Genomic DNA, 26,007 nt, shown 5'->3' with positions numbered 1-26,007 from the left:
CTGGTTCGATGGCTCAAACCAGTTCCATGATTTCCTGGCGGGCCTCGTCGTAGCCCCGGACTCTTTCGATTCCACGCAGCGTCCGGCAGAGTCGATGCTCTCCCTCATTCAGCACGCCGAACTCCACACCGGTGCAACCGGCCCTGAGGACCCGCAGGGCGAACGCTTCCGTACAGAAGATGTCCGCGGTGAAGAAGGCGTCGTAGAACAGCTCATGCCTCGGCTCTGTGTCGGTGCGCACTACGAGGTGGCCGTACAAACTGGGCGTCGAAGGCAGACCGGGCATGAATTGGACCATCTCGTATTCCGACCTTTCCAGGTCTGACACGTCTTCGTCCGCCTCAGGCTCCAAGATCTTGTAGTTCTTCGATCGCGGCAGCGGCGCCGATCTGCTGGAGTCGACTTCAAGATAGCGCGCGGTAGCGGCGTCGAGCGCCATGACCTGCCGCATCCTTTCCGACACCAGCACCGTCGGCCCCCACTGAAAATAATCGAAATCGAAATCTTCTTTCCGAAGCACAAGTTCCGCCGCCAACTTCGGAGGTTTCATTTTTACACGCTGATACATGCTCAGCTGAAAATTCTTCCCCTCGCCGCGCCGGACATTGTAGCTCAATTCTATCAAAGGAAGATCATCGGAGCCGCCGACCGCCAAAGCCAGGTCTGTCGAAAATTTCGCCTTCATCCGGTATATATTGGTCATCTGGAGACCTTTATGGCGGGGTTGAGTTCGCGCGGTCCGTCATCGATCGGAACAAGCCATTTGTTCTATATTTGTTCTAATGTCAAGCTTGAACTCGCCGCTGGGTAGCAGGGCGGCCGATCAACGCGGCATCAGACCGAAGAACCTCGCCGCCTTTTCCGCGATGGTCTGGCCCTCGGCCTTCTCCATCGCCGCCTCGATGTCGGCCAGGCGGTGGGGTGCGCCGGGGACGATCTGCAGCTGATAGTCCGCGCCCGAGGCGGTCATCACCTGGCGCGAGCGGGCCTCGGACTTGTAGGCGACGCGCGAGAGACCCTTTTGTCCTGCCCCGCCCGCCACCGGCACGTTCTCGTCGTCGGCGCCGTGCAGGGCCAGGATGCGCGCGCCCTTGGCCGCCGGGCAGGTCTCGGCGTCCAGGTTCAGCGGGCCGGAGATGGCCACAGCGGCGGCGTAGAGACGGGTCTCGCAGACCAGCCGCTGAGTCATCATCGCCCCGTTGGAATGGCCCATGCCGAACACCCGCGCCCGGTCGATCCCATAGCGGCCGGCGAGGTCGTCCACCGCGCCCTTGATGTAGGCCACGTCGTCCACGCCGGTCTCGGCCGGGACGCCGCAGCACCCGCCCCCGGCGTTCCAGCCCAGGAACTGGCCGCCCAGCCGCCGCGTCACCGGGGTCCCGTCCAGATAGGCGACCACGAACCCGGCCTTGTCGGCGACCGCGTCCATGTTCAGCGCGCTCTCGGCGCCCCCGCCCGCGATATGCTGGGCGTTGCCGAGCCCGCCATGCAGCACGACCACCAGCGCCCGCGCGCCGGCGGGCGGAAGGTGGTCCGGCACATGCACGATCATCTGCCGGCCGGAGTAGGCTTCGGTGAGGTCGGCGGCGTGGGCGGGCTGGGGGGCGCTAGCCGCGAGGAAAGCTGTCATCACGGCTGAAAGGATCGCTCTCTGCATCACACCTCGCCCCTAAGATGCAGCTCACCGGCCGCGTCCATGATCGTGGAGACCTTCAGATGAACCAGAGATGATCAAGCGCGCGGCCCTGGCCGCCGGCCGGGCCTACATCGGCCGAGTCAGGATCGGAACCGCTGGCCTCTGGGCGAATTCCCTGACTGACAGATTTCAGATCAACGGAGGCTTCGATGGCCGAACCCACCCCCAACAAACCCATGCCCCTACAGGGCGAAGGCGACTATATCGGCGCCCGCAAATTTCAGAAGGACGAGGCCGACTTCGTCCGGAAGGGTCCGGTGGAGCAGAAGGCGCGAGAAGCCGAACAGGCGCTGGATGGCCCGGAAGGCGCCGAGCTTGAAGCCGCCCGGAAGTCGAGCGCCAAAGGCCCCAAGGACGGCTGATCCTGGAGCCCGGCGCCCCTACCCCGCCTTCAGCCGCGCCCCCGTCACCGCCAGCGTGGCCTCCCCCGTCATGTCCTTCAGCTTGCAGCCGACGAAGCCGGCGGCGAAGTCTGAGGTGATGTTGCGCAGCTTGGGGGCCGGGTCCTGGGCGATTTTCAGGATGATCTCGGCGATGTCATCGCCGGTCTGGCCGTAGGTGGCGAAGACATTGCCCGAGGCGCCCATATAGGCGGCGGCCAGCTGGTCGTAGGGCGGGACCAGGCGGCCCAGCACCTCTTGGCTCGTGGCGCGGACATTGGCGACGAAGGCGGTGTTGATCGGTCCGGGCTCGACCAGGCTGACATGGACGCCGAAGGCGCGGGCCACCGGCGCCAGGGACTCCATGGCCCCCTCCAGGGCGAACTTGGCGGCGCAATAGGCGTCGTTGAACGGCTGGCCCACCAGGCCCCCGACGCTGCTGAGGCTGATGATCCGGCCCGAGCCGCGCTCGCGCATGTGCGGGAGCAGCGCCCGGGTCAGCCGCCAGGCGCCGAAGAAGTTGGCGTTCATCACCCGGTCGAGGTCCTCGTCGGTGGTCTGCTCCAGGCTGCCGAGGAAGCCGGCGCCGGCGTTGTTGACCAGCACGTCCACCCCGCCCTGGGCCAGGGCAGCGGCTGCGCGCTCATCGATCGAGGCCCGGTCCTCGACGTCCAGCCGCTCGATCTCCAGCGTCACGCCTGCCGTCCCGGCCAGGTCCCTCAGCTCGCCCGCCCGGTCCGGATTGCGCAGGGTGGCGATGGTGCGATAACCGGCCTTGGCGAAGCTGACCGCCGCGGCCGCGCCGACCCCGGTCGAGGCGCCGGTGATCAGGACGACGGGCGGCTTTTCCTGGGCGGACATGGGCGTCTCCTTGCGCGCGGTTCGCGCTTCTGTTCGCCCCAGGCTTGCGCCAAAGCGCCGCCGCCGCAAGGCCCGGCTTGCGCGCACGCGCAAATCGGCCGACACCGCCCCTGAACCCCGCGGAGCCGTTCCATGGCCGAGGCGCGCACTGACGGCATAGGGCTGATCGCCACCGATCTGGACGGCACCCTGCTGCGCTCGGACGGGACCATTTCCGAGCGCACCCGCGCTGCGATCCGCGCCGCCGAGGCCGCTGGCGTCCCGTTCGTCTTCGTCACCGGCCGCCCGCCCCGGACCATGCGTGCGGTGGCGGCCGAGGCCGGGCTGACGGGCCTGGCCATCTGCGCCAACGGGGCGATCCTCTACGACCTGGCCGAAGAGGCCGTGCGCCGGCACGACAAGCTGGAGGCCGACCTGGCCATCGCCCTGATCGAGGAACTGCGCCAGGCGGCGCCGGGCCTGGTCTTCGCCACCGAGCACGGCCACGCCCTGGGCTACGAGCCCGGCTTTCCCGAAATCTTCAGCGACGCCATGCGCCATCACCCGACGCGGGTCGACCTGGTCCACCGGCTATGCGACGCCGACGTGACCAAGCTGATCGCCCACCATCCCGAGCACGACGGCGACAGCCTGACGGCCCTGGCCGAGGCGGTGGTGGGCCTGCGCGCCTTCGTCACTCACTCGGGCGGGCCCTATGTGGAGATCGGCGCGGCGGGGGTCTCGAAGGGCAGCGGGGTCGCGGCCCTGTGCGAGGCCCTGGGCGTGCGCCGCGAGGCGGTGGCGGCCTTCGGCGACATGCCCAACGACCTGCCGCTCCTGGCCTTCGCCGGCCTTGGCGTCGCGGTGGCCAACGCCCACCCGCAGGTGCTGGCCGCCGCGGACGAGGTTACGGCGTCCAATGACGAGGACGGGGTGGCGCGGGTGATCGAGCGGCTGTTGGGGGGCTGAGGGGCGGCCCCTTTGGTCATGTCGAGATCAGCTTGAACTGCAACAACCACCGCTCATCCCGGCGAATGCCGGGATGAGCGGATATCGGGTCTGTTTGACTCAGTCCCGCGCGTTCTCCAGCACCGCCATTTCGGCGACGATGGCGGCGCGCTGGGTGTCGAGCTCGACCAGCTTTTCCTGCAGGCGGTCCAGGGCCAGTTCGACCTGCTTGTGGCCGTGGTCGGCGGGGTCGTAGGCGTCCAGGATGTCTTCCAGGTCCTCCAGGCTCAGCCCCGCCTTGCGGCCGCGGGCGATCACCGACAGGCGCTGGAAGTCGCGGCGGGTGTAGACCCGGCCCGACCACGAACGGCCAGGCTTCACCAGGCCCTTCTCCTCGTAGAAGCGGATCGCCCGGGCGGTCAGGCCCAGAAGCTTGGACAGCTGGTTGATGGAATATTCGAAGGAACGGATGGCGCCCTTGGGCTCCACGTGGGACGGGGCGTAATCGATCGACATGATTGAAAAGTCTCCGGTTCTAAAGGGGAATATTGTCGTGTTTTTTCCACGGGTTGGTCAGCACCTTGCCGTGGAGCGACTTCAGCGCGCGGACCAGGCGCCGGCGCGTCGAATGGGGCATGATCACGTCGTCGATATAGCCTAGCGAGGCGGCGACGAACGGGTTGGCGAAGCGGTCCTTGTACTCCGCCTCGCGCTGGGCCAGGGCGCGCGGGTCGCCCGCCTCGGCGCGGAAGATGATCTCCACCGCTCCCTTGGCCCCCATCACCGCGATCTCGGCGGTGGGCCAGGCGTAGTTGACGTCGCCGCGGATGTGCTTGGAGCTCATCACGTCATAGGCGCCGCCATAGGCCTTGCGGGTGATCAGGGTCAGCTTGGGCACCGTGGCCTCGGCATAGGCGAACAAGAGCTTGGCCCCGTGCTTGATCAGGGCGCCCTGCTCCTGGCGCGTGCCCGGCATGAAGCCCGGCACGTCGACGAAGGTGACCAGGGGAATGTTGAAGGCGTCGCAGAAGCGCACGAAGCGGGCGCCCTTGCGCGCCGCGTCGATGTCCAGCACCCCGGCCAGCACCTGGGGCTGGTTGGCCACCACGCCGACCGTCTCACCGTCCAGGCGAGCAAAGCCGGTGATGATGTTCTTGGCGAACTCCGGGCTGATCTCGAAGAAGTCGGCCTCGTCGACGACTTTGAGGATCAGCTCCTTCATGTCGTAGGGCTTGTTCGGGTTCTCCGGCACCAGGCTGTCGAGCGAGGCCTCCTCGCGATACTTCTCATCGAAGCTCTCGCGGACCGGCGGCTTTTCGCGGTTGGACAGGGGCAGGAAGTCGACCAGGCGGCGGACCTGGGTCATGGCCTCCAGATCGTTCTCGAAGGCGCCGTCGGCCACGCCGGACTTGATCGCGTGGACGCGATAGCCGCCCAGCTCCTCGTGGCTGACTTCCTCGTTGGTGACCGTTTTGACCACGTCGGGCCCGGTCACGTACATGTAGCTGGTGTCCTTCACCATGAAGATGAAGTCGGTGATCGCCGGCGAATAGACGTCGCCGCCGGCACAGGGGCCCATGATCACGCTGATCTGCGGGATCACGCCCGAGGCCAGGGTGTTTTCCAGGAAGATGTCGGCGTATCCGGCCAGGCTCTCGACGCCTTCCTGGATGCGGGCGCCGCCGGCGTCGAACAGGCCGATGATCGGCGCGCCGGCCTTCATCGCCTGGCGCTGGACCTTCAGGATCTTGGCCGCGTGGGCGCCCGACAGCGAGCCGCCGAACACGGTGAAGTCCTTGGAGAAGACATAGACCATGCGACCGTTGATGGTGCCCCAGCCGGTCACCACCCCGTCGCCGGGGATCTTGGTCTCGGCCATGCCGAACTCGGTGGCGCGGTGTTCGACGAACATGTCGAATTCTTCGAAGCTGCCTTCGTCGAGCAGCAGCGCGATGCGCTCGCGGGCGGTCAGCTTGCCCTTCTTGTGCTGGGCGGCGATGCGGCGCTCGCCGCCGCCCAGTCGGGCCTGCGCTCTGCGGCGGTCCAGTTCTTCCAGGATGTGCTGCACGGGGCCTCGTCGAAATTGCAAAGCTACGCAGGTTTCACTACCCCTGCGGACGTAGCGGCAAGTGTTCTGGCCTTTTCGCAAAAAACTCAATTGCGGCGCGCCGAAAAAGCGGCTTTCCTGTGAAGCGAGCGTTTCACAAACGGCGCTTTTTGCAAAATAGCGAAAATGGCGACCAAACTTTTTGTCGGCCCCAAGGTGCGGCACCTGCGCGAGGCGCGCGGCTGGACGCTGGAGGCCTGCGCCGCCCAGCTGGGCCTTTCGATCAGCTACCTGTCGCAGATCGAGACCAACCAGCGGCCGGTCACGGCGCGGGTCCTGATTTCACTGATCAGGGTGTTCGAGGTCGACGCCTCGACCTTCGACGCCGAGGACGACGAGCGGCTGATCGCCGACCTGCGCGAAGCCAGCGCCGAGCAGGCCCAGGGCGACCCGCCCTCCCTGGCCGAGATCAAGCAGGTGGTGGCCAGCGCCCCCGGCTTCGCCCACCAGTACCTGCGCCTGCACCGCGCCTATCGCCGCCTGGACGAGCGGCTGAAGACCACCGAGGAGGCGGTGGCCCTGGACGAGGCGACGGCCGCCAGCGCGGCCCTGCCCTACGAGGAGGTTCGCGACTACTTCCACTACCGCAACAACTACATCCACAGCCTGGACCTGGCGGCCGAGGCCCTGGCCGAGCAGCTGGGCCTGGGCGCGGGCGCGGCGCCCATGCCGGCGCTGGAAGCCTATCTGCGCGAAGCCTGCGACATCCGCCCGGTGACGGTCCAGAGCGGCGCGGGCGTGCTGCGCCGGTTCGAGCCGGACAGCCGGGTGCTGACCCTGGACGCGACCCAGCCCTCCTCCACCCGGGTGTTCCAGCTGGCCTACCAGATCGCCAGCCACGACCTGAAGGACCTGATCGAGGCCGAGCTGGCCCAGGCGGGTTTCCGCACCCAGGGCGCGTTCGATGTCTGCCGTATCGGCCTCGGCAACTATGCCGCCGGGGCCCTGGTCCTGCCCTATATGCGCTTCCGCCAGGCCGCCGCGGACCTCAGCCACGACGTCGAGCGGCTGCAGGCGGTGTTCCACACCAGTTTCGAGCAGGTCTGCCACCGGCTCTCGACCCTGCAGCGGCCGAGCCACCGGGGCCTGCCGTTCTACTTCGTGCGGGTGGACCTGGCCGGCAACATCACCAAGCGCCATTCGGCGACGCGCCTGCAGTTCGCCCGCTTCGGCGGCGGCTGCCCCTTGTGGAACGTGCACGAGGCCTTCGGCCAGCCGGGCCGCATCCTGGTGCAGTTGGCCGAGATGCCGGACGGCGCGCGATACCTGTGCATGGCCCGGGGGATCATCAAGCGCTCCGGCTCCTACATCCAGCCCGAGCGGCGCTATGCCGTGGGCCTGGGCTGCGACGTGGGCCACGCCAGCCAAGTGGTCTATTCCCGCGGCCTGGACCTGAATGGCCCGGCGGCCCAGATCGGGGTCTCGTGCCGCATCTGCGAGCGCGACAACTGCCCCCAGCGGGCCTTCCCACCGATCGACCGGCCGCTGAGGGTGCCGGCCAACGAGCGCGCCATCGTGCCCTATGTGCTGGAAGATGCGCGCCGGAACGGTTGACCAGCGTCGCCGTGGCGAAATGACGCGAAGCCTGACCCCGGCGAATCGGCGTCAAGACATGGGGAGCGGATTAGTTGTGGACGGACGCTCGCGGCGCCTGTCGCGGCGCACCGCCAAGGTTCAGTCTGACGCGCGTTCCTTGCGTTTTCTTCCACCTCGCGGCCCGTCCCTGACGCGCCGCCCAACGAAGCCGGGAGGACCATCGGGATGGCCATCATCGTGATCGAGAACACCCTGGACAGCCCGCAGAGCATCGTGATCAGCGAGGATGTCGACGGGGAGGTGCTGCGGCGCGACCTGAAGCCCGGCGAGAACGCCCGCATCTCGATCGACGCCGTGAAGGCCATCACCATCGGCGCCGGCGACGGCAAGGCGGCGCCGGCGGACGAGGTCATTCCATTCTTCAGGTCGCGGTATCACGGCTAGGACGGATTGGGATCTACCTGGATCCCAATCCCAAACCCGCTCGTCTGGGCGAATGCCGGGACCCAGATCATAAAGCTCCGAGCGGGAGATATTTGCTCATCATCACAGCCCAAAAGCCTGCGCCATAGGATCTGGGTCCCGGCATTCGCCGGGATGAGCGGTTGAAAATTCAGCGCAATCTGAATTCTGCTCCTACCCCGCGGGCACCTTCTCCTTCAGCTCCGCCAGCCACAGCTTCGCGTTCCCATCCGACGGCGCGCGCCAGTCGCCGCGCGGCGACAGGGCTCCGGCCGATGAGATCTTCGGCCCGTTGGGCACGGCCGAGCGCTTGAACTGGCTGGTGGCGAAGAAGCGGGTCAGGAACACCTCCATCCAGCGGCGGATCTCGGCCAGGGAATAGGCGCGCCGGGCGCTGTCCGGGGTGTTCTCGGGCCAGGCCCCCTTTTCCACATCGCCCCAGGCGCTCAGGGCCAGGAAGGCGATCTTCGACGGGCGGAAGCCGTAGCGGGCGACATAGTGCAGGGTGAAGTCCTGCAGGGCGTAGGGGCCGACCATGGCCTCGGTCGACTGGATCGCCCCGTCGGCATCCGCCGGCACCAGCTCCGGCGAGATCTCGGTGGCCAGGATGTCCAGCAGCAGCTTGGCCGTCGCCGCGTCCACGTCACCGGAATTGGCCACAAAGCGGATCAGGTGCTGGATCAAGGTCTTCGAGACCCCTGAATTGACGTTGTAGTGAGACATCTGGTCCCCGACGCCATAGGTGCACCAGCCCAGCGCCAGTTCCGACAGGTCGCCGGTGCCCAGCACGATCCCGCCATGGTGGTTGGCCAGGCGGAACAGGTAGTCGGTGCGAAGGCCCGCCTGCACGTTCTCGAAGGTGACGTCATATTGCTTCTGGCCGGCGGCGTAGGGGTGGCCGATGTCGGCCAGCATGCGCTCGGCCGCCGGGCGGATGTCGATCTCGCCGCCCGTGGCGCCGATGGCCTTGATCAGGGCCCAGGCGTTGGACTTGGTGCCCTCTGAGGTGGCGAAGCCCGGCAGGGTATAGGCCAGGATGTCGCTGCGCGGCCGGCCCAGCCGGTCCATGGCCCGGACGGCGACCAGCAGGGCCTGGGTCGAGTCGAGGCCGCCGGAGACGCCAATCACGATCTTCTTGGCGCCGGAGGCCTCCAGCCGCTTGGCCAGGCCCTGCACCTGGATGTTGTAGGCTTCGTAGCAGTCCTCCGCGAGGCGGCTCGGGTCCGAGGGCACGAAGGGGAAGCGCTCGATCGGCCGCTCCAGCGCCACCGCCTCCTCCGGCGCGTCGAGTTCGAACAGGGCGTAGGAAAAGGCCTCGACCCGCTCGGCCTCGCTGCGGGCGTTGTCGCCGAAGCTGCCCATGCGCATGCGCTCCTGGCGGATACGGCCCAGGTCGACATCGGCGAAGGCGATCGAGCCCGAAACGAAGCGCGGCGTTTCGTTAAGCACCCGACCGCACTCGTACACCCCCGCCTGGCCGTCCCAGGCTAGGTCGGTGGTCGATTCGCCCGGTCCCGCGGCGGTGTAGACATAGGCCGCCTGGGCGCGGGCCGACTGGCTGGCGCAGAGCAGCTTGCGGGTCTCGGCCTTGCCGATGGCGATGTTGCTGGCCGAGAGATTGACCAGCACCTCGGCCCCGGCAAGGGCCGCATGACTGGAGGGCGGGATCGGGACCCAGACGTCCTCGCAGATCTCGACGTGAAAGGTGAAGGCGACCTCGCCCACCGAGCGGAACAGCAGATCGACTCCGAACGGCGCCTCCTGGCCGGCGACGGCGATGGTGCGCCCCTGCACGCCGACGCCCGGTGTGAAGTGACGCCGCTCGTAGAATTCGCGATAGTTGGGCAGATAGGTCTTGGGGACCACGCCCAGGACTTCACCGCGGTGAATGGCGACGGCGGTGTTGTAAAGCCGCCCGTCCAGCCCGAGCGGCGCCCCGACCACGATCACCGGATAGAGGTCGCGCGAGGCTTCGACCAGGTCCACCAAGGCCCGATCCACCGCCTCCAGCAGGGCGTCCTGCAGCAGGAGGTCGTCGATGGCGTAGGCGGAGATGCCGAGTTCGGGGAAGGCGATCAGCCCGGCCTTTTTGGCGTCGGCCTCTCGCGCCAGCTTCAGCGTCTCGGCGAGATTGAACGCCGGATCGGCAACCGCAACGCGCGGGGTCGCCGCCGCCACCCGCAGGAAATCGTGGCTGTAGAGGGAGTGGAAATCGTAGGGCACGAGGCTCGGGACCCCCTTTTGCTCAATTCGAGCCTAACATAGGCCCGACCGGCGAAGATTGCACGCCCGCCCTATCGCAGCCGTAAAATCACCGACTGGCTGGCCGTGGCCATCAGCACCCCGCTCTCGGAAAACAGGTGCATCGAGCCGTGGCCGAAGCCGCCATGGACCGCGTGGATCTGGATCTCGCACAGCACCCATTCGGTCGGGACCACCTGCAAGAGGCGGATGGTGTTGTCCAGGCTGTTGCCGCCGCCGCCCCGGCCCAGCGCATTGGCGAAGCCCGACGGCACGAAGTCGGCCATCACCCCCAGCATGCCGCGGGTGACCGGAATGCCGCCCTTGGGCCGGATCCACAGCACCAGCCGCCCGTCCTCGCTCAGCTCGTCCTCGGGAGACAGGCCATAGCGGCCCTTGGCCACCCTGACCTCGATGCGGCTGTGCAGGTTCTCGCCCTGCCCCCGCCAGTGCGGGGTCTCCGGGCACTCGGCCGGCGGCGGCGCCTCGGGCGCGCGGGCCCAGGCGTGAGACAGCTCCATTGGCCGGGTCCCCAGCGCCGCGTTGACGGTGAAGATCTCCTTGTCGCCCACATGGCCGATCACCCGGGCCTGACTGATGTTGTTGCCCTTGGCCGGGACCCAGACGTCCAAGTCGACCACGGTACCCGGCCGGGCATAGGACAGGTACTGAGCCGTGGCCCACACCACCGGCCGCTCGCAGGTGCGCTCCATGGCCTCGATGGCCGCGGCCATGCCCACTCCGCCGAACATGAACTGATTGTCCGGCGGCCCGACGCAGACCTCGGGCGTCAGGGGCATGAACCAGCGGTGCGGGTTGTGGGTCGAACGGAGGTCGAAGAAGAGGTCGGACATCGAGAAACTCTGAACTGCGCTGAAAGGTCTAGGCGGGCCGCATCATCTTGAACATGGCGCCGGGGGTGATCTCGGCATAGGCGTCCAGGCCGCCGGCGCGCAGGATCGGGTGCGCGGCGGCGGTGTCGTAGGCGCCGTCCACGATCAGCGTCTTGTCGATGTGCACGCCGACCACCTCGCCCAGCACCAGCCAGGTCTTGAGCTGGCGGCCGTCGGCGGCCTGCAGCTGGACGATCTGCGAGACCTTGCACTCGAACGAGACAGGCGCCTCGGCCACCCGCGGGGCGGAGACCAGGCGTGCGGGCGCCGGCGTCAGGCCCGAGAGCTCGAACTCGTCGACCTCGTGCGCCACGCTGGCGCTGGAGGCGTTCATCTGCTCCGCCAGGGCCTTTGTGGCCAGATTCCAGCAGAACTCGCCAGTGGCTTCGGCGTTGGCCAGGCTGTCCTTGCGCCCGATCGAGGTGAAGCCGATCAGCGGCGGGCGGTAATTGTAGGCGTTGAAGAAGCTGTAGGGGGCCAGGTTCAGCCGCCCCTCGGCGTCGCGCGACGAGATCCAGCCGATCGGCCGGGGGCCGACGATCGAATTGAACGGATCGTGCGCCAGGCCATGGCCCTGGGCGGGCTCGTAGAAGTGCATGTCCATTCGCCTACCCCCGCTCGGCGCAATAGGCCTTCAGTCGCTCCATCGCCTCGGTGACCGCCCCGGTGCTGGTGCAGTACGAGATGCGGATGGTTCGGTGGCCGCGCTCGACATCGAAGTCGACGCCGGGGGTGATGGCGACGCCCGTGGCCTGCAGAAGGTCGGCGCAGAACTTGACGCTGTCGTCCGTAAGATGGCTGACGTCAGCATAGACGTAGAAGGCGCCGTCCGGCGGGGCGTACTGGTTGATCCCCAGCGACGGCAGGGCGGCCATGACGATGTCGTGGTTGGCGCGATAGCGGCGCACGTGGCCGTCCAGCTCTTCCGTGGCGTCGAAGGCGGCGCTGGCGGCGAGCTGGGAGATCGTCGGCGGCGAGATGAAGAAGTTCTGCGCCAGCTTCTCCACCGAGCGGAGCAGCGTGGGCGGGGTGATCATCCAGCCGATCCGCCAGCCGGTCATGGAGAAGTACTTGGAGAAGCTGTTGAGGACGATGGCCTCCTCGTCCAGGGCCGCGGCGGTGACCACCGGGATGTCGTACTGGATGCCTTGGTAGATCTCGTCCGAGATCAGGGTCATGCGCGCAGCGCGGCAATAGCCGGACAGCGCCCGCATGTCCGGCTCGCTGATGATCGAGCCGGTGGGGTTCGAGGGGCTGGCCACGATCACCCCGTCGAAGGCGCCGTGAACGCGGGCGGCCTCCTCGATCAGCGCCGGGGTCAGCTGGTAGCGGGTCTCGGGCCCGCAGGGGACGGCGACCACCTCGACGTCGAGCGCGCCCAGGATGTTGCGGTAGCAGGGATAGCTGGGGGCGGCGATCGCCACCCGGCCCTTGCCGTCGAAGGCGGCCAGGAAGGCCAGCAGGAACCCGCCCGACGAGCCGGTGGTGGCGACGATGCGCTCGATCGGGATCTCGATCCCGTGGACGCGGCGATAGTGCTCGGCGATGCGGGCGCGCAAGCGATGGACGCCGGTGGCCAAGGTATAGCCCAGGATGTCTTCGTCCAGCGCCCGCCGAGCCGCGGCCAGGGCCGTCTGGGGCGCCGGGGTCGAGGGCTGGCCGACCTCAAGATGGAAGACCGGCCGCCCTGCCCGCTCCAGCTCCACCGCCGCCTTGGCCACCTCCATCACCACGAAGGGAGGGATTTCACCGCGGCGGGAGACGGGCATGGGGCGACCTGGGCTCTAGTTCGGGAGCCGCTGACATAGGACGGGTTGGAGCCGGGCGCAAAGCTGGAAAGGTCGCAGCAGCGGCGACCTCAGCCGAAGCCCGCCCGCCCGCTGGCGTCTCCCAGCTCCGAGCCGCCATCGACATTGAGGATGGTCCCGGTGATGTACTTGGCGCTGTCGGTGGAGAGGTAGAGCGCGGCCTCGGCGATATCGAGCTTGCTGCCATAGTCGCGCAGGGCGATGCGCGACTTGATGGCGTGTTCGGCCTCGGGCGTGGGGGCCAGGCGGCGCATGCCCTCGGTGTCGGCGATCGGGCCGGGTGAGATGGCGTTGACGCGCACGCCCTCCGGCCCCCACTCCATGGCCAGGCACTTGGTCAGCATGTTGATGCCCGCCTTGGCCGCGCAGACATGGGCCTGGTACATCGACGGCCGCACGGCCTGGCCGGCGGTGATCGAGATCAGCGAGGCGCCGGGGCGGTTCAGATGCTCGAAACTCGCCCTCAGCACGTTGAAGGTGCCGATCAGGTCGATGTCGACCACAGTCTTGAAGCCGTTGGCGCTCATGCCCAGGGCCGGGGCTACAAAGTTGCCGGCCGCGCCCGACAGCACCACGTCGATCTTGCCATAGCGCTCGACCGCCGCCTTCAGGGCCGCGTCCACCGCTGCATAGTCGCGCACGTCGGCGGCCTGGCCAAAGGCTTCACCGCCCTCGGCGGTGATGGTCTCGGCGGCGGCGGCGATCTTGTCGGCGCTGCGGCTGATCAGGGCCACCTTGGCCCCATGCCGGGCGAAATGCTGGGCGATGCCCAGGTTGATGCCGCTGGAGGCCCCGGCGACGAACGCCACCTTGCCTTTGAGTAGTCCATCCTTCAGGCCGCTCATGGCCGCCTCCTCCGCTGTTGTCTTTGCTGGGCGGGCACATTAGCGGCGCAATCGCGCTTGCACAGCGGGGCGCCGCTACGGCGGGGTCAGGCGGCCTGACGTTCCAGCCACCCCGCCAGCACCGCCAGCACCTCGTCAGTCGGTCGATAGCCGCGGGCCACCGCGCCATAGGTCCCGTCGGGATTGGGGCCGGCGATCAGGGTCGGAAAGCCGGTGACCCCGGCGCGCTGGGAGATGGCGTAGTCGGTCCAGGTCGCCTTCTGCAGCGCCTCGCTCCCCAGGCCGGCGAGGAATTCGGCGCGGTCCAGGCCCAGCTCGGCGGCGAGATCGGCCAGCGTCACGTTCGAGGTCACGTCCTGGTTCTCGGCGTAGAAGGCCCGCTGGACCCGGGCGAGATAGGCCAGCGCCAGTTCCGGCGCCGTCTGGCGCACCTGCACCACCGCCTGGGCCGCCGGGTCGGTGTCGTAGAGAAAGCCCGCCCGGTCGAAGAAGCCGTAGTCGAACGGCTGGCCGGTCAGCTCGGCGATATGCTCCCAGTGATGGCGCACCTCGGCCCTGGCCTTGTCGGTCATCGGCTGGTCGGTCCCTGGCCGAAGGCCGCCCATGACCAGCCGGATCGGCAGGTCGTCGCCGAACACCGCCGCCACCGCCCCGATCACCGGCGAAAAGCCCCAGCACCACGAGCACATGGGATCGGCGAAATAGATCAGGTGCGGGCGGCTGGCGTCCATGGCGAGGTCTCGGGTCGGCGGGCGGACCCAGCATCGGCCGCTCAGGCCCGCCGCGCAAGCGCAGCCTCTATTGCGTCAGGTGGTCAGTGGCCACGGCCGCGTTGAACATGGCGTTCATGGCGGTGGTGATGTCGGCCGGCGAATTGGCCGTCCAGTAGAAGCCCGGCGAGGCGCAGGACTGCAGGGGCGCGGGGATGTTGGCGATGTTGTTGTTGGCGTAGTCGTCCTCGTCGCCCGCGAAGCTGGGATTGGGGTTCTGGATCGGCTGATAGGGGATGTAGAGCACGGCGATTCGGATGCCGATGGTCTTCAGGGCCGTGCAGAGCGTCGGGTCCAGGGTCGTGGCGTGGTTGCTGCCGTTCCAGCTGCCCGACCAGTAGTACTGGCTGTCCTGCGAGCCGTCGGTGACGAAGAACACCCAGGGCTGGCGGCTGCTCGCCGAGGCGCCCGTGCCGATGCCGTTCTTCTGGATCGCGGTGGAGACCGCCGGCAGGGCGTTCTCGAAATGAGTGCCGCCCGAGCCCAGGCTGGCGTTGGCGCCGGTGTCCAGCAACGTCGCCAGGTTGGCGGCGGCGTAGTTGACCGTGGTCGGGTCGGTGATCGAGCCAGAGATGTTATAGGTCACCGGGTAGTAGGCATACATGTAACGGATGAAGGGATAGAGCCCGATCCGGAACTGCTGGGCGTACTTCTGGGTCTGGTTGGCGGTCTGGATCAGCGCGTTGACCGCATAGCCCACCGCGTCCAGGCGCAGCTGAATGCAGGTGCTGGTTCCGGGCGTCGGGCAGGACGTGACCTGGGGGTTGTGCGAATTGCCGCCATTCCGCGACAACGTATAGCCCTGGTAGCCTGAGAAATGGCAGGCCAGGGTGCAGCCGCCGGGATAGAGCGACTTGTTGTCCGGATTGACCGCCGCCAGCCGCGTCTCCTCGCTGTTGGTCGAGGGCAGGCCCATCGAGCCGGACACGTCCAGAAGCAGATAGAAGTCGAGATAGGGCGGCATGCCGTTCTGCGACGACGAAGCCGCCGAGATCGGCAGGGTGGTGAAGCCGAACAGGCCCAGGAAAGTGGTCGGATAGGTCGCCGTCGCCGTGACCGTGGCGTTGATATAGCCCTTGGACTTGACCACGCTGACGTTCAGCTGGGTGTTGGTCACCGTCTTCATGTTGGCGGCGTTGCTGTTGAAGATGGTGGTGGCGTTGGTGACCCCGACCGGGATCAGCCCATCGCTGGTCATGTTCTGGCCGGCGATGAAGGCGGCCGAATTGGTCGCCACGGCCCCGACGCTGGCCGCGTCCACCGCATCCTGCAACTGGCCCTGGGCGGTCAGACGGCCGGAATAGTCGATCGCCCCACCCACGCAGGCCATGATCACGGGCAGAGCCAGGACAAAGATCATCGCCGTGGCGCCTTTGCGGTCGCGCCAGAAGCAGCCGAACAGATCTTGGAAACGCAGGTGGTTCATGGCGCCGGTCTCTCGCGCGGAAAATCCGGTGGCCGTGCTTAAGATTCGCCCTAAGCTCAGGCTTAGCGCTCCAGAAACTATGCGAAGCAGAGAGCGCGAACGGGAGGGCTAATGACGACCGAGCTGAAGATCCTGGCCTGGACCCTGGTCCTGGCCTTTGTGCAGATCCTGCTGTTCGACGTGGCGAGGACCCGCCAATACGGGCTGAAGTGGAACACCGGCCCCAGGGACGAGACCATGCCGCCGCTGTCGGCGGTCGCCGAACGCCTGAGGCGGGCGCAGGACAATCTCTACGAGACCCTGCCGTTGTTCATCGCTGCGGTTCTGATCAGCAATCTCGCCCATCGCGACAACGCCATGACCGCGCTGGGCGCGCAGATCTATTTCTGGGGCCGCGTCGCCTATGTCCCGCTCTACGCCTTCGGGGTGCGCCAGATCCGTTCGCTGGTCTGGCTGGTCAGCACCGGGGGCCTGATCCTTCTGGCGTCGCAAATCCTGGTGTGAGGCCAGGCGAAGCCTTAAATCTTCGGCTATAGGACAAACTCGCCGGCGCCCGCTGACGCGCCGGCGAGTCCATTGCGGGAGCAGTCCATGGCCGGCGTCGTGTCCACCCTAGGTCCCATCTCGAAGACCTGGACCTTCTTCGAGGACGACTGGCACGAGGGCAACGTCGCCATCATGGGGGTGCGCACCAACGCTTCGTGGCTGGCCTCGTCGGTGTTCGACGGCGCCCGCGCCTTCGAAGGCGTGACGCCGGACCTGGACCAGCATTGCGCCCGGGTCAACACCTCGGCCGAGCGGTTCCATCTGAAGCCTGTGGTCCCGACCGAGACCTGGGTCGGCCTGGCGCGAGAGGGGCTGAAGAAGTTCGCTGCGGACGCCGAACTCTATATCCGCCCGATGTACTGGGCCGAGGCGGGCCTGGGCGGCGGGGTGAAGTTCGACCCGGAGAGCACGCGCTGGTGCCTCTCGATCTACGAGGCGCCCATGCCCAAGACCCGCGGCAGCGCCTTGACCCTCTCGCCCTATCGCCGGCCGAGCATCGAGATCGCCCCGGTCGACGCCAAGGCCAGCTGCCTCTATCCCAACAACGCCCGGGCCCTGTTCGAGGCCAACGCCCGCGGTTTCGACAACTGCGTGCTGCTGGACATGCTGGGCAATGTCGCCGAGCTGGCCAACGCCAACATCTTCATGGTCAAGGACGGGGTCGTATTCACCCCCGCGCCCAACGGGGTGTTCCTGGACGGCATCACCCGCCGCCGGGTGATCGGCCTTCTGCGCGGCGACGGGATCGAGGTGGTGGAAAAGACCCTGACCTGGAAGGAGTTCCTGGACGCGGACGAGATCTTTTCCTCCGGCAACTACGGCAAGGTCACGGCCATGATCCGCATCGAGGATCGCGAGCTGCAGCCTGGCCCCATCCGCCAGCGCGCGCGGGACCTCTATTGGGCCTTCGCCCACGGGTGAAGTTTTATGGCCCGAAAACCACCGCCTCGGTGAAGGCCAGGTCGTTCAGGCGGGGGCCGGCGGGTCCCTTGAAGTACTTCGGGGCCTTGCCCGGGAAGTAGCGACCGACGAGGCCAGCGACCGGCCCGTTCGAGTCGCAGAGGGTCAGGAAGCAGCCGAGCCGGGCCAGGCGTCGGCCAAGGGCGCCGGCGCAGCGGACGAAATCGGCGGTGTCACGGCAATAGGCGAGCTGGGCCACCCCGACTGGGGAATATCGGATCTCGCGGCGCAGGAAGACGAACGGCGACCACGAACGGCCGTCCGAGACCGCCAGGCTGATGCACCCGTGCGCGGCATGGCTGCGCAACAGCTCGAACGCCTCCGCGTCGGGATAGGCGCCCTGGCGGCTGTAGGGGCCGATCTCGTGCACGGTGAGGCCCCTGCCGCCGGCGGACAGCACCGGCGCGGCGAGGAATTGGCCTCTGCTCAAGGGCCTGAACCCCAGGACGTTCAGCACCGGCAGGGTGTGCGGCATGGGCGATGTGTTGAGATAGGTCGCCCCCTTGTGCTTCAGGGCCATGGCCACCATCAGCGTGGCGTGAGAGCGGAACGCGGGCTGCACGTACCAGCTCGAGACATTGATCCTCGGCGCCGCTTCCGCGGGCGCACCCGAACCGGTGAACAGGGTAAGTAGAACACCGACTGGCGCGCCGCCGCTCTCCAGCATATAGCCGAACCGGGGGAAGCTTTCCGGAGCCGTCCTTTTCGCCATGCGGTGAAAGCCGCTGGCCCAGTAGCTGCGAGGGCGATCCGGAAACCCCTCGGTCAACAAGTCGGTGATACGGTCCAGGTCTGCGTCCTGGATCTGGCGGCAACGGACCATCGGGACGGCGGACGAAAGCATCGGAGTTCTACCATGAAGCAAACCAGCATCGCCGGCGGCCTGGGCCATGGCTCAGCAAGATTCATGCACGACGGCGGCGCGGGCTCCGGCGCAGGCGCGGCCTCGAAGGTCCGCGAGGCGATCGTGACCCAGTTCAAGCAGGTGGCGGCGGCGCAGGAAAAGCTCCTGCGCCCACTGACGGACGACCTGATCCTGCTGGAATCCGGCCTCGACTCCCTGTGCTTCGCCATCATCGTCGCCGAACTGGAGGACGACCTGGGCCTCGACCCGTTCTCAAGCGCCGAAGAAGTCTATTTTCCGGTCACTTTTGGCGATTTCATCAAGTTCTACGAGAACGCGGCGGACTGAGCATGACCAGCCTGCGCGAGGGGCTTGCGGCCGCGCCCGGCAAGGCGGGCCTTAGCCTGCACGGGCGCGAGCGCTCGCTGGCGTTCGAGGATCTGGCGGCCAGGACGGGCCTCGGCGCCGCGCGCGCCGGCCTCGCCGGCCGCTCGGTGCTGATCCACACCAGGAGCCAGATCGGCGCCGCCCAGGCCATGGTCGAGCTCGACGGCCTGGCCCAGCGGATCGTGGTCTGCCCACCCGACCTGGCCGACGAGCACCTGCCTTCAGTGGTCGAGCATTCGGGCGCCGAGGCGATCGTCGTTGACGGCGAGCATGAGCCGCTGAAGGCCCTCGGCCTGCCCATCCACCGGCTGGCGGCGCCGGCCGAGCCTGCCGCGCCCCTGCCCTCGCCGACACGGCCGACCGAGTGGCTGCTGTTCACTTCCGGCACGACCGGGGCGCCGAAAATGGTCATCCACAAGCTGGACGGCCTGACCGGGGCGATCAAGCCGCGGCCTGCGGGCGCGCCGCCGGTGGTCTGGGGCACCTTCTACGACATCCGCCGCTATGGCGGCCTGCAGATCCTGCTGCGCGCCTTGACCGGCCCTTCGGCGATCGTGCTGTCGGACCCGGACGAGCCGACGCCGGCCTTCCTGGCGCGCCTGGGCGAGATCGGCGTCACCCACCAGACCGGCACCCCCTCGCACTGGCGCTGGGCGCTGATGAACCCGGAGCTGAAGCTGATCGATCCGGCCTATGTGCGCCTTTCCGGCGAGATCGCCGACCAGGCGGTTCTGGACGGCCTGGCCGCCTTCTTCCCCAAGGCCGCGGTCGGCCATGCCTACGCTTCCACCGAGGCCGGCGTGGGGTTCGAGGTCAATGACGGGCTGGAGGGCTTTCCCGCCGCCTATGTCGGCGCGCCGGGCGCCGAGGTGGAAATGCAGGTTGTGGACGGCGTGCTCTTGATCCGCTCGAAGCGGACCGCCAGCGGCTATGCCGGCATCGATCTGGCGCTGGTTCGCCCCGACGGTTTCGTCGACACCGGCGACATGGTCGAGTTGCGCGGCGACCGCTACTACTTCATGGGCCGGCGCGGCGGCATCATCAATGTCGGCGGGCTGAAGGTGAACCCCGAGGAGGTCGAGGCGGTGATCAATCGCCAGCCCGGCGTGCGCATGGCCCTGGTCAAGGCGCGCAAGAACCCGATCACCGGCTCTGTTGTGGCGGCCGAGGTGGTGCGCTCGGGCGAACTGGCAGAAATCCCCGACCCTGACCTCAAGGCCCAGATCCTGGAGGGCTGCCGCGAGGCCCTGCCGGCCTACAAGGTCCCGGTGAACCTGAAGTTCGTGCCCAGCCTGCCGGTCACGGCCGGCGGCAAGCTGGACCGCAATCGTGCGTAGCGCCATCGTCACCGGCGCCAGCCGCGGGGTGGGATTGGCCGTGGCGCAGCGCCTGGCCGGGGCCGGCTACCGCGTGGTGGCCATCGCCCGGCGCGAGAGCGAGCCCCTGGCCGTCGCCATGGCCGAAGCGAAGGCGACGGCCGGCGCAGGCGAGATCGTCTTCCGCCCCTTCGACCTCTCGGACATCGAAGGCCTCGGCGAGTTCGTGCGGGGCCTAAGGGCCGAGTTCGGCGCGCCCTGGGCCCTGGTCAACAATGCGGGCCTGGGCACCGACGGGCTGCTGGCCAACATGCACCTGACCCAGATCGAGGCCCTGATCCGCCTGAACACCCTCTCGCCGATCGCCCTGACCAAGTTCGTAGTGCGGGCGATGATGGCCAAGGGCGAGGGCCGCATCGTCAATATGAGCTCGATCATCGGCTCGACCGGCTACAGCGGCCTGTCGGTCTATGGCGCCACCAAGGCCTCGCTGATCGGCTTCACCAAGTCGCTGTCGCGCGAGGTCGGGCGCCTCGGGATCACCGTCAACGCCATCGCCCCCGGCTTCATGCTCACCGAAATGACCGAGGGTCTGGACGCCGAAGGCCGCGACCAGGTCATGAGGCGCAGCGCCCTGCGCCGCCTGGCCGAAGTCGAGGACGTGGCGGCCATGGTGGAGTACCTGCTTGGCGAAGGCGGGCGCAACATCACCGGCGCGGTGATGACGGTGGATGCGGGGAATACGGCCTGAATTTCAGCCGAGGAGATGGGGAGCAAGCACCCCCATCTCCCTAGAACGCGGCTTCGGCCACGTGCCAGAGGACGCCCGACGGGTCGACGATGTAGCCTACGCGCAGGCCCCAGGGCTGCATGGCCGGCGCCCGGGCTGGCCGGGTCCCAAAGTCGGCGGCGAGCTTGTCGGGGTCCGTGTCGCGCCACCAAGCGTCGAGGTCGCGGACCATCAGCTGCATCATGAAATTGCCAGCCCATTCCTCGACGTAGTAGTTCTGCAGGATGAAGCCGAAGCCGCCGAGTTTCATGGCGGCGATCTCGGCGTTCTCCAGGCTGATCCTGAAGCCAAGCGCCTGGTAGAACCGTTTGGAGACCTCGAAGTCCTTCGCTGGCACGAAGGGCCTGACCGCCAGAACCTGCTCCACGACCCTATCCCCTCAGCGCCTGCTCCAGGTCCGCGATCAGGTCGTCGCCGTCCTCGATGCCGACCGAAAGGCGCACCAGGCTGTCGGTGATGCCGAGGCGGGCCCGCGTCTCAGGCGGGACCGAGGCGTGGGTCATGGTGGCGGGGTGGCCGATCAGGCTTTCGACGCCGCCGAGGCTCTCAGCGAGGGTGAAGAGCTGGGTGCGCTCCAGCATTCGCCGGGTCCCGGCCATGTCGCGGTTCAGGACCAGGGTGACGATGCCGCCGAAGCCGCCGGTCATCTGCCGTTTGGCGAGGTCGTGTTGCGGATGGTCCTCCAGGCCCGGATAGATCACCTTGCCGGTCTCGGGGTGGTTTCTCAGCCAACGCGCGATCTTCAGCGCATTGTCGCAATGCCGCTCCATGCGCACAGCCAGGGTCTTGACCCCCCGCAGGGCTAGGAAACTGTCGAACGGGCCGGAAATGCCGCCGACCGCGTTCTGCAGGAACTTGAGCTGCTCGATCAGGTCGGCATTGTCGCCCACCACCGCTACGCCGCCGACCATGTCCGAGTGGCCGTTCAGGTACTTGGTGGTCGAATGCACTACGATATCGACGCCGTGCTCCAGCGGGCGCTGGATGTAGGGGCTGGCGAAGGTGTTGTCGGCGACGGTGATCGCCCCGTGCTTCCTGGCGATGGCCGCGACGGCGGCGAGGTCGGTCAGCTTCAGCGTCGGATTGGTCGGGGTCTCGATCCAGACCATTCTGGTCTTCGGCGTCAGGGCGCGCTCGAGCGCGGCGGGGTCGGTCAGGTCGACAAAGCTGAAGCTCAGGCCCGCGGAACGTTTCTTGACCTTGTCGAACAGGCGGAACGAGCCGCCATAGAGATCGTCCGAGGCGATCACGTGGTCGCCGCTGTCCAGGAGGTCGCAGACCGTCGACGCCGCCGCCAGGCCCGAGGCGAAGGCGAACCCCTGGGCCCCGCTCTCCAGGTCGGCGACACAGCGCTCGAAGGCGAAGCGGGTCGGGTTCTGGCTGCGGCTGTATTCGAAACCCTTGTGAACCCCGGGGCTCGACTGGGCATAGGTCGAGGTGGCGTAGATCGGCGTCATCACCGCGCCGGTGGTGGGGTCCGGCTCCTGGCCCGCATGGATGGTGCGGGTCGAGAAGGCGAGACGGTTCTTGCCGGCGTCGGTCATGCGGGGGTTTTCTCGTTCAATTCACAGCGAGGTCGGGCCATCAGGCATTGAGCCTGAGGTAGTTGATCAGGTCCACCCTGGTGATCACGCCCATAAAGGCCTCTCCCTCCAGGACCACGGCGACCTCGTCGCGGTCGAACACGCGCAGCAGGGTGTCGACCGGTTGGCTGGCCTGAAGGGTCTTGACGTTGCTGGTCATGGCCTGGCGCACCGGACGGCGGAAGCGCTCGGCGCGACCGTCGTCGCCGCCCTCGACCGCGGCCAGGATGTCGCTTTCGTCGAGTATGCCCACCAGCCGACCGCCCTCGACCACAGGCAACTGGCTGATGTCAGCGTTGCGCATGCGGTTGTAGGCGGTGAGCAGGCTGTCGTCCGGCCCGATGGTGATCACCCCGCCCTCGGAATAGCGCTTGGCGATCAGGTCGCGCAGGTCGCCGTGCATCTCGCGCTCGTCGAAGCCCTGGGCGGCGACCCAGAAGTCGTTGAACACCTTGGTCAGGTATTTGCCGCCGGTGTCGCAGGCGAGCGTCACCACCCGCTTGGGCGTGGTCTGCTCGCGGCAATAGCGCAGGGCCGCAGCCAGCAGCGTCCCGGAGGACGAGCCGGCCAGAACCCCTTCGCGCTTCAGCAGCAAACGGCAGGTCTCGACGCTCTCCTTGTCGGTGATCGAGTAGGCCTTCCTGATCAGGTCCATCTGGGCGTTGACGGGGATGAAGTCCTCGCCGATGCCCTCGACAGTCCACGAGCCCGCCTCCCCGATCTTTCCCGTGGCCACATAGTCGGCCAGGATCGAGCCTGCCGGGTCGGCCAGCACCATCTCGGTCTTGGGAGACATGCGCTTCATGAAGCGGCCGATGCCGGTCATGGTGCCGCCCGAGCCGACGCCCACCACCACCGCGTCCACGTCGCCCTCCATCTGGGCGAAAATCTCCGGCGCTGTGCTGGTCTCGTGCGCCAGCGGGTTGGCCGGGTTCTCGAACTGGTTGACATAGAAGGCGCCGGTCTCGTCGGCGATCGTCTGGGCCATGTCCTGATAGTATTCGGGATGGCCCTTGCCGACGTCCGAGCGGGTCAGGCGCACGTCCACGCCCATGGCGCGCAGATGCAGGATCTTTTCTCGCGCCATCTTGTCCGGCACCACCAGGATCAGCTTGTAGCCCTTCAGCGTGGCCACCTGGGCCAAGCCCAGGCCGGTATTGCCGGCGGTGGCTTCGATCAGGGTTCCACCGGGCTTCAGAAGCCCATCGCGCTCGGCCGCGGTGACCATGGACATGGCCATGCGGTCCTTGATGGAGCCGCCGGGGTTCTGGTTCTCCAGCTTGAGGAAAAGGCGGCAAGGCCCGGTGTCCAGCCGGGTCAGTTCAACCAGGGGGGTGTGGCCGATCAGGTCCAGGGCGGTCTTCACCACCGGTGGGGCGACGGCTTCAGGCTGGGACATGGGTCCGTTCTCCCTGGCTTTCGAGCCCGCCGGCGACGGGCCGGGCGGCGCGCCTCATGCTTGCGCCATTCAGCGCCGTTTCAGCACGGTCTTACGACGATTCAACGCACATGGGACCGATTATTGCGCCGAAAGGAAGCTTTGCAGAGCGGAATCGAAGGCCGCCGGGTCCTGCAGCATAGCGAAATGCGACAGGCCGGGCAGGATCGCCAGCTTGGCCCCCGGGATGCTGCGGGCCAGATATTCGGTGTGCTCGCGCTTGATCGCTTCGTCGTGGTCGCCGTCGGCGATGACCACGGGAACTGTGATCTTGCCGAGGTCGGCGGCGCTGTAGTTGGGCTCGGTGTCCCACATCTTCTCGATCGCCTTTTCGAACTCGGCGTAGTGACCGGGGGTGGGCGAGATGGCGTCGTACTCGGCCGCGCCGCGCTTGGCGAAGCCGCCAAAGGTAGGGGTCGACAGCATGTCCGGCTTGACGCCTGAGGGGTCCATGTTGGCGGCGAAGGCGAACACCCGGGTCAGGCGCTCGGGGTATTTCATGGCCATGACCAGGCCGATGATGGCCCCGTCGCTCCAGCCGACCACGGGCGCCTTCTGAATCTTCAGCGTGTCCATCACCGCCGCCACGTCCGAGGCCATCAGCTCATAGGTGTAAGGGCGCTCGTCCCGGGTCGAGCGGCCGTGCCCGCGGCTGTCGATCACGATCACGGTGTGATCCTTGGCGAGGAACCGGACCTGGTTGCCCCAATAGGCGCTGTTGGCCAGGCCCCCGTGCAGCAGGATCACCGGCGGGCCGGCGCCGAAGCGCTCGTACCAGATCACCGCCCCGTTCTCGGCCAGATGCCCCTGGACCCCGTCGGCCGGCAGGGTCGGCATCGGCGGCAGGGTGTTCCAGAGCTCGGCCGCAGCGGCCGACCACGCGATCGCCAGGGCAGCGAGGCCCGCCAGAAACCCCATCGCCCAAACCCGCATGCTACCGCTCCACCACCTGGTTGATCTGCGCCTTGGCCACCGAGGCCTTGACCACCGGGATATCCTGATCCGCCAGCGGCTGCATCCAGGCTTTGCGGTTCAGCGCCGCCTGGATGTAGGGCGCCAGGTCCTCGGCCTTCTTCGCCTCGCGCGCGGCGACCTGGGCCTTGAACCGCGGCATGACCTCGGCGGCGAACAACTCCAGCGATTCGCAGATGTGGTCGTGCCGGTTGCGGCCGGCCTGCTGCATGAAGATCACCTGGTCGATGCCGGCGTCCTGGAAGGCCTGGATGTGATCCTGGATATCGGCCGGCGTGCCGATGCCGGACGCATAGCCCTCGGCCCCTTGCGCCGCGCGGACGATCTCTTCCGTGCGGTCGCCTCGCAGGGCCAGATACTCACCCCAGAGGTTTGTGCGGCCGGGAACCGTGTCGTGCGCCACCAGGGCGTTCAGGGCATAGCCGAAGAATTCGAAGCCCTCGTGCCCCCGCCGGATCGCCTCGGCGCGATCGTGGTGCACCGAGAAGTTCGAGACCATGGCGATGTTGGCGTTGACCGTGCGGCCCAGCGGCGTGCAGGCGTCCGACTTGATGATCCCGTAGTAGATATCGGCCCAGGCCCGCGCTTCGTCCGGGTCAACGAAGGAGAAGGCCAGGGCGCCCATGCCCAGCGAGGCGGCGACCTTGATCGTGTCGCGGTTGGTGCAGGCCATCCACATGGGCGGGTGCGGGCTCTGCACCGGCTTGGGCAGCACGTTGCGGCAGGGCATGGAAAAATATTTTCCCTCGAAGCCCGGATACGGCGTCAGCGCCATCATGTTGGCGATCTGCTCGGCCGCCTCCAGCGCCATGGCCCGCTTTTCCTTGGCCGGGATGTGGAAGCCGCCCAGCTCCAGCCGCGTCGCCCCCTCGCCGATGCCGAAATCGACCCGGCCGCGGGAGATGATGTCCAGCGTCGCCAGGGCCTCGGCGGTGCGGGCGGGGTGGTTGTAGTTGGGGATCACCTGGCGGATGCCGTGGCCAAGGCGGATGGTCTTCGTCAGCGCCGCGGCGGCGGACAGGAACACCTCGGGCGCCGAGGAATGGGAATATTCGTCGAGGAAGTGGTGCTCGACCTCCCAGGCGTAGTCGTAGCCCAGCCGGTCGGCCAGCACGACCTGATCCAGGGCCTCGTGATAGAGCCGCGCCTCGTCGCCCGGCAGCCAGGGCCTGGGCAGCTGATGCTCGTAGAACACGCCGAAGCGCATGCCTTGTTCCTC

General features: G+C 67.6%; 27 protein-coding genes. 9 read left to right on the top strand and 18 right to left on the bottom strand.

Annotated elements, in window-relative coordinates:
- Window positions 1-13: 13 nt before the first annotated feature.
- Window positions 14-703: an imm11 family protein gene (locus tag KCG34_RS25035; protein ID WP_211938306.1), complete on the bottom strand. Its 690-nt coding sequence runs from the start codon at window positions 701-703 to the stop codon at window positions 14-16.
- A gap of 120 nt (window positions 704-823) precedes the next feature.
- The gene (locus tag KCG34_RS25030; protein ID WP_211938305.1) at window positions 824-1,657 is read right to left on the bottom strand and encodes a CE1 family esterase; all 834 of its coding nucleotides are present in this window, start codon (window positions 1,655-1,657) and stop codon (window positions 824-826) included.
- A gap of 188 nt (window positions 1,658-1,845) precedes the next feature.
- On the opposite strand from KCG34_RS25030, the gene KCG34_RS25025 reads away from it, so the two are divergent.
- Window positions 1,846-2,058, top strand: a complete 213-nt coding sequence (locus tag KCG34_RS25025; RefSeq protein ID WP_211938304.1) for a hypothetical protein — start codon at window positions 1,846-1,848, stop codon at window positions 2,056-2,058.
- Between the two features lie 18 nt (window positions 2,059-2,076).
- Here the strand turns inward: KCG34_RS25025 and KCG34_RS25020 are convergent, their stop codons facing one another.
- The gene (locus tag KCG34_RS25020; protein ID WP_211938303.1) at window positions 2,077-2,937 is read right to left on the bottom strand and encodes an SDR family oxidoreductase; all 861 of its coding nucleotides are present in this window, start codon (window positions 2,935-2,937) and stop codon (window positions 2,077-2,079) included.
- A 132-nt stretch (window positions 2,938-3,069) separates the two neighbouring features.
- Between KCG34_RS25020 and KCG34_RS25015 the strand changes: the two genes are divergently transcribed.
- The gene (locus tag KCG34_RS25015; protein ID WP_211938302.1) at window positions 3,070-3,885 is read left to right on the top strand and encodes a Cof-type HAD-IIB family hydrolase; all 816 of its coding nucleotides are present in this window, start codon (window positions 3,070-3,072) and stop codon (window positions 3,883-3,885) included.
- Between the two features lie 99 nt (window positions 3,886-3,984).
- Here the strand turns inward: KCG34_RS25015 and KCG34_RS25010 are convergent, their stop codons facing one another.
- Window positions 3,985-4,380: a MerR family transcriptional regulator gene (locus KCG34_RS25010; RefSeq protein ID WP_211938301.1), complete on the bottom strand. Its 396-nt coding sequence runs from the start codon at window positions 4,378-4,380 to the stop codon at window positions 3,985-3,987.
- A gap of 19 nt (window positions 4,381-4,399) precedes the next feature.
- On the bottom strand, window positions 4,400-5,932 hold the full coding sequence (locus tag KCG34_RS25005) for an acyl-CoA carboxylase subunit beta (RefSeq protein WP_211938300.1): 1,533 nt from the start codon (window positions 5,930-5,932) through the stop codon (window positions 4,400-4,402).
- Window positions 5,933-6,097: 165 nt separating this feature from the next.
- Between KCG34_RS25005 and KCG34_RS25000 the strand changes: the two genes are divergently transcribed.
- Window positions 6,098-7,525, top strand: a complete 1,428-nt coding sequence (locus KCG34_RS25000) for a helix-turn-helix domain-containing protein (RefSeq protein ID WP_211938299.1) — start codon at window positions 6,098-6,100, stop codon at window positions 7,523-7,525.
- Window positions 7,526-7,732: 207 nt separating this feature from the next.
- Window positions 7,733-7,951 carry a hypothetical protein gene (locus KCG34_RS24995; RefSeq protein ID WP_211938298.1) on the top strand — a complete coding sequence of 73 codons (219 nt, stop codon included), beginning with the start codon at window positions 7,733-7,735 and terminating at the stop codon, window positions 7,949-7,951.
- 192 nt (window positions 7,952-8,143) lie between these two features.
- On the opposite strand, the gene KCG34_RS24990 is transcribed toward KCG34_RS24995, so the two are convergent.
- The 7 genes from KCG34_RS24990 to KCG34_RS24960 form a co-directional block, all read right to left on the bottom strand.
- Window positions 8,144-10,192, bottom strand: coding sequence for an NAD(+) synthase (locus tag KCG34_RS24990; protein ID WP_211938297.1), 2,049 nt, complete (start codon window positions 10,190-10,192; stop codon window positions 8,144-8,146).
- 71 nt (window positions 10,193-10,263) lie between these two features.
- The gene (locus KCG34_RS24985) at window positions 10,264-11,064 is read right to left on the bottom strand and encodes an acyl-CoA thioesterase (RefSeq protein ID WP_211938296.1); all 801 of its coding nucleotides are present in this window, start codon (window positions 11,062-11,064) and stop codon (window positions 10,264-10,266) included.
- Between the two features lie 28 nt (window positions 11,065-11,092).
- On the bottom strand, window positions 11,093-11,701 hold the full coding sequence (locus tag KCG34_RS24980) for a flavin reductase family protein (protein WP_249138148.1): 609 nt from the start codon (window positions 11,699-11,701) through the stop codon (window positions 11,093-11,095).
- A gap of 10 nt (window positions 11,702-11,711) precedes the next feature.
- Window positions 11,712-12,872 (bottom strand): pyridoxal phosphate-dependent aminotransferase, encoded by a 1,161-nt coding sequence (locus KCG34_RS24975; RefSeq protein ID WP_211938294.1) that lies wholly within the window; start codon window positions 12,870-12,872, stop codon window positions 11,712-11,714.
- Between the two features lie 89 nt (window positions 12,873-12,961).
- Window positions 12,962-13,756, bottom strand: a complete 795-nt coding sequence (locus KCG34_RS24970) for an SDR family oxidoreductase (RefSeq protein WP_211938293.1) — start codon at window positions 13,754-13,756, stop codon at window positions 12,962-12,964.
- An 86-nt stretch (window positions 13,757-13,842) separates the two neighbouring features.
- A complete protein-coding gene (locus KCG34_RS24965; protein WP_211938292.1) occupies window positions 13,843-14,487 on the bottom strand; it encodes a DsbA family protein in 645 nt (214 codons plus the stop codon).
- Window positions 14,488-14,554: 67 nt separating this feature from the next.
- The gene (locus KCG34_RS24960) at window positions 14,555-15,952 is read right to left on the bottom strand and encodes a TadE/TadG family type IV pilus assembly protein (RefSeq protein ID WP_211938291.1); all 1,398 of its coding nucleotides are present in this window, start codon (window positions 15,950-15,952) and stop codon (window positions 14,555-14,557) included.
- 111 nt (window positions 15,953-16,063) lie between these two features.
- On the opposite strand from KCG34_RS24960, the gene KCG34_RS24955 reads away from it, so the two are divergent.
- Window positions 16,064-16,456 (top strand): MAPEG family protein, encoded by a 393-nt coding sequence (locus KCG34_RS24955; protein ID WP_211938290.1) that lies wholly within the window; start codon window positions 16,064-16,066, stop codon window positions 16,454-16,456.
- Window positions 16,457-16,543: 87 nt separating this feature from the next.
- Window positions 16,544-17,419, top strand: coding sequence for a branched-chain amino acid aminotransferase (locus tag KCG34_RS24950; protein WP_211938289.1), 876 nt, complete (start codon window positions 16,544-16,546; stop codon window positions 17,417-17,419).
- 4 nt (window positions 17,420-17,423) lie between these two features.
- Here the strand turns inward: KCG34_RS24950 and KCG34_RS24945 are convergent, their stop codons facing one another.
- Complete coding sequence (locus KCG34_RS24945) at window positions 17,424-18,302, bottom strand: hypothetical protein (protein ID WP_211938288.1); 879 nt, start codon at window positions 18,300-18,302, stop codon at window positions 17,424-17,426.
- A 12-nt stretch (window positions 18,303-18,314) separates the two neighbouring features.
- Between KCG34_RS24945 and KCG34_RS24940 the strand changes: the two genes are divergently transcribed.
- Genes KCG34_RS24940 through KCG34_RS24930 form a run of 3 tightly spaced genes read left to right on the top strand, consistent with a single transcriptional unit; the run spans window position 18,315 to window position 20,756 of the window.
- Complete coding sequence (locus tag KCG34_RS24940; RefSeq protein WP_211938287.1) at window positions 18,315-18,650, top strand: hypothetical protein; 336 nt, start codon at window positions 18,315-18,317, stop codon at window positions 18,648-18,650.
- A gap of 2 nt (window positions 18,651-18,652) precedes the next feature.
- Window positions 18,653-20,026, top strand: a complete 1,374-nt coding sequence (locus tag KCG34_RS24935) for an ANL family adenylate-forming protein (RefSeq protein ID WP_211938286.1) — start codon at window positions 18,653-18,655, stop codon at window positions 20,024-20,026.
- Window positions 20,019-20,756: an SDR family NAD(P)-dependent oxidoreductase gene (locus KCG34_RS24930; protein WP_211938285.1), complete on the top strand. Its 738-nt coding sequence runs from the start codon at window positions 20,019-20,021 to the stop codon at window positions 20,754-20,756. The genes KCG34_RS24935 and KCG34_RS24930 overlap by 8 nt, the downstream gene beginning before the upstream one ends.
- Before the next feature lie 40 nt (window positions 20,757-20,796).
- On the opposite strand, the gene KCG34_RS24925 is transcribed toward KCG34_RS24930, so the two are convergent.
- The 5 genes from KCG34_RS24925 to KCG34_RS24905 all read right to left on the bottom strand — a co-directional run bounded on the left by KCG34_RS24925 (window position 20,797) and on the right by KCG34_RS24905 (window position 25,995).
- Window positions 20,797-21,162 carry a VOC family protein gene (locus tag KCG34_RS24925; RefSeq protein ID WP_211938284.1) on the bottom strand — a complete coding sequence of 122 codons (366 nt, stop codon included), beginning with the start codon at window positions 21,160-21,162 and terminating at the stop codon, window positions 20,797-20,799.
- Between the two features lie 4 nt (window positions 21,163-21,166).
- On the bottom strand, window positions 21,167-22,339 hold the full coding sequence (locus tag KCG34_RS24920) for a cystathionine gamma-synthase (RefSeq protein ID WP_211938283.1): 1,173 nt from the start codon (window positions 22,337-22,339) through the stop codon (window positions 21,167-21,169).
- A 40-nt stretch (window positions 22,340-22,379) separates the two neighbouring features.
- The gene (locus tag KCG34_RS24915; protein WP_211938282.1) at window positions 22,380-23,777 is read right to left on the bottom strand and encodes a pyridoxal-phosphate dependent enzyme; all 1,398 of its coding nucleotides are present in this window, start codon (window positions 23,775-23,777) and stop codon (window positions 22,380-22,382) included.
- Window positions 23,778-23,897: 120 nt separating this feature from the next.
- Window positions 23,898-24,749 (bottom strand): alpha/beta fold hydrolase, encoded by an 852-nt coding sequence (locus tag KCG34_RS24910; RefSeq protein WP_211938281.1) that lies wholly within the window; start codon window positions 24,747-24,749, stop codon window positions 23,898-23,900.
- 1 nt (window position 24,750) lies between these two features.
- Window positions 24,751-25,995, bottom strand: coding sequence for an LLM class flavin-dependent oxidoreductase (locus tag KCG34_RS24905; RefSeq protein ID WP_211938280.1), 1,245 nt, complete (start codon window positions 25,993-25,995; stop codon window positions 24,751-24,753).
- Window positions 25,996-26,007 lie beyond the last annotated feature (12 nt).

Source organism: Phenylobacterium montanum, from assembly GCF_018135625.1.
GTDB classification, from domain to species: domain Bacteria; phylum Pseudomonadota; class Alphaproteobacteria; order Caulobacterales; family Caulobacteraceae; genus Poindextera; species Poindextera montana.
Note: the sequence above shows the minus strand (reverse complement) of the source record. Positions and strands in the feature narration are given on the sequence as shown.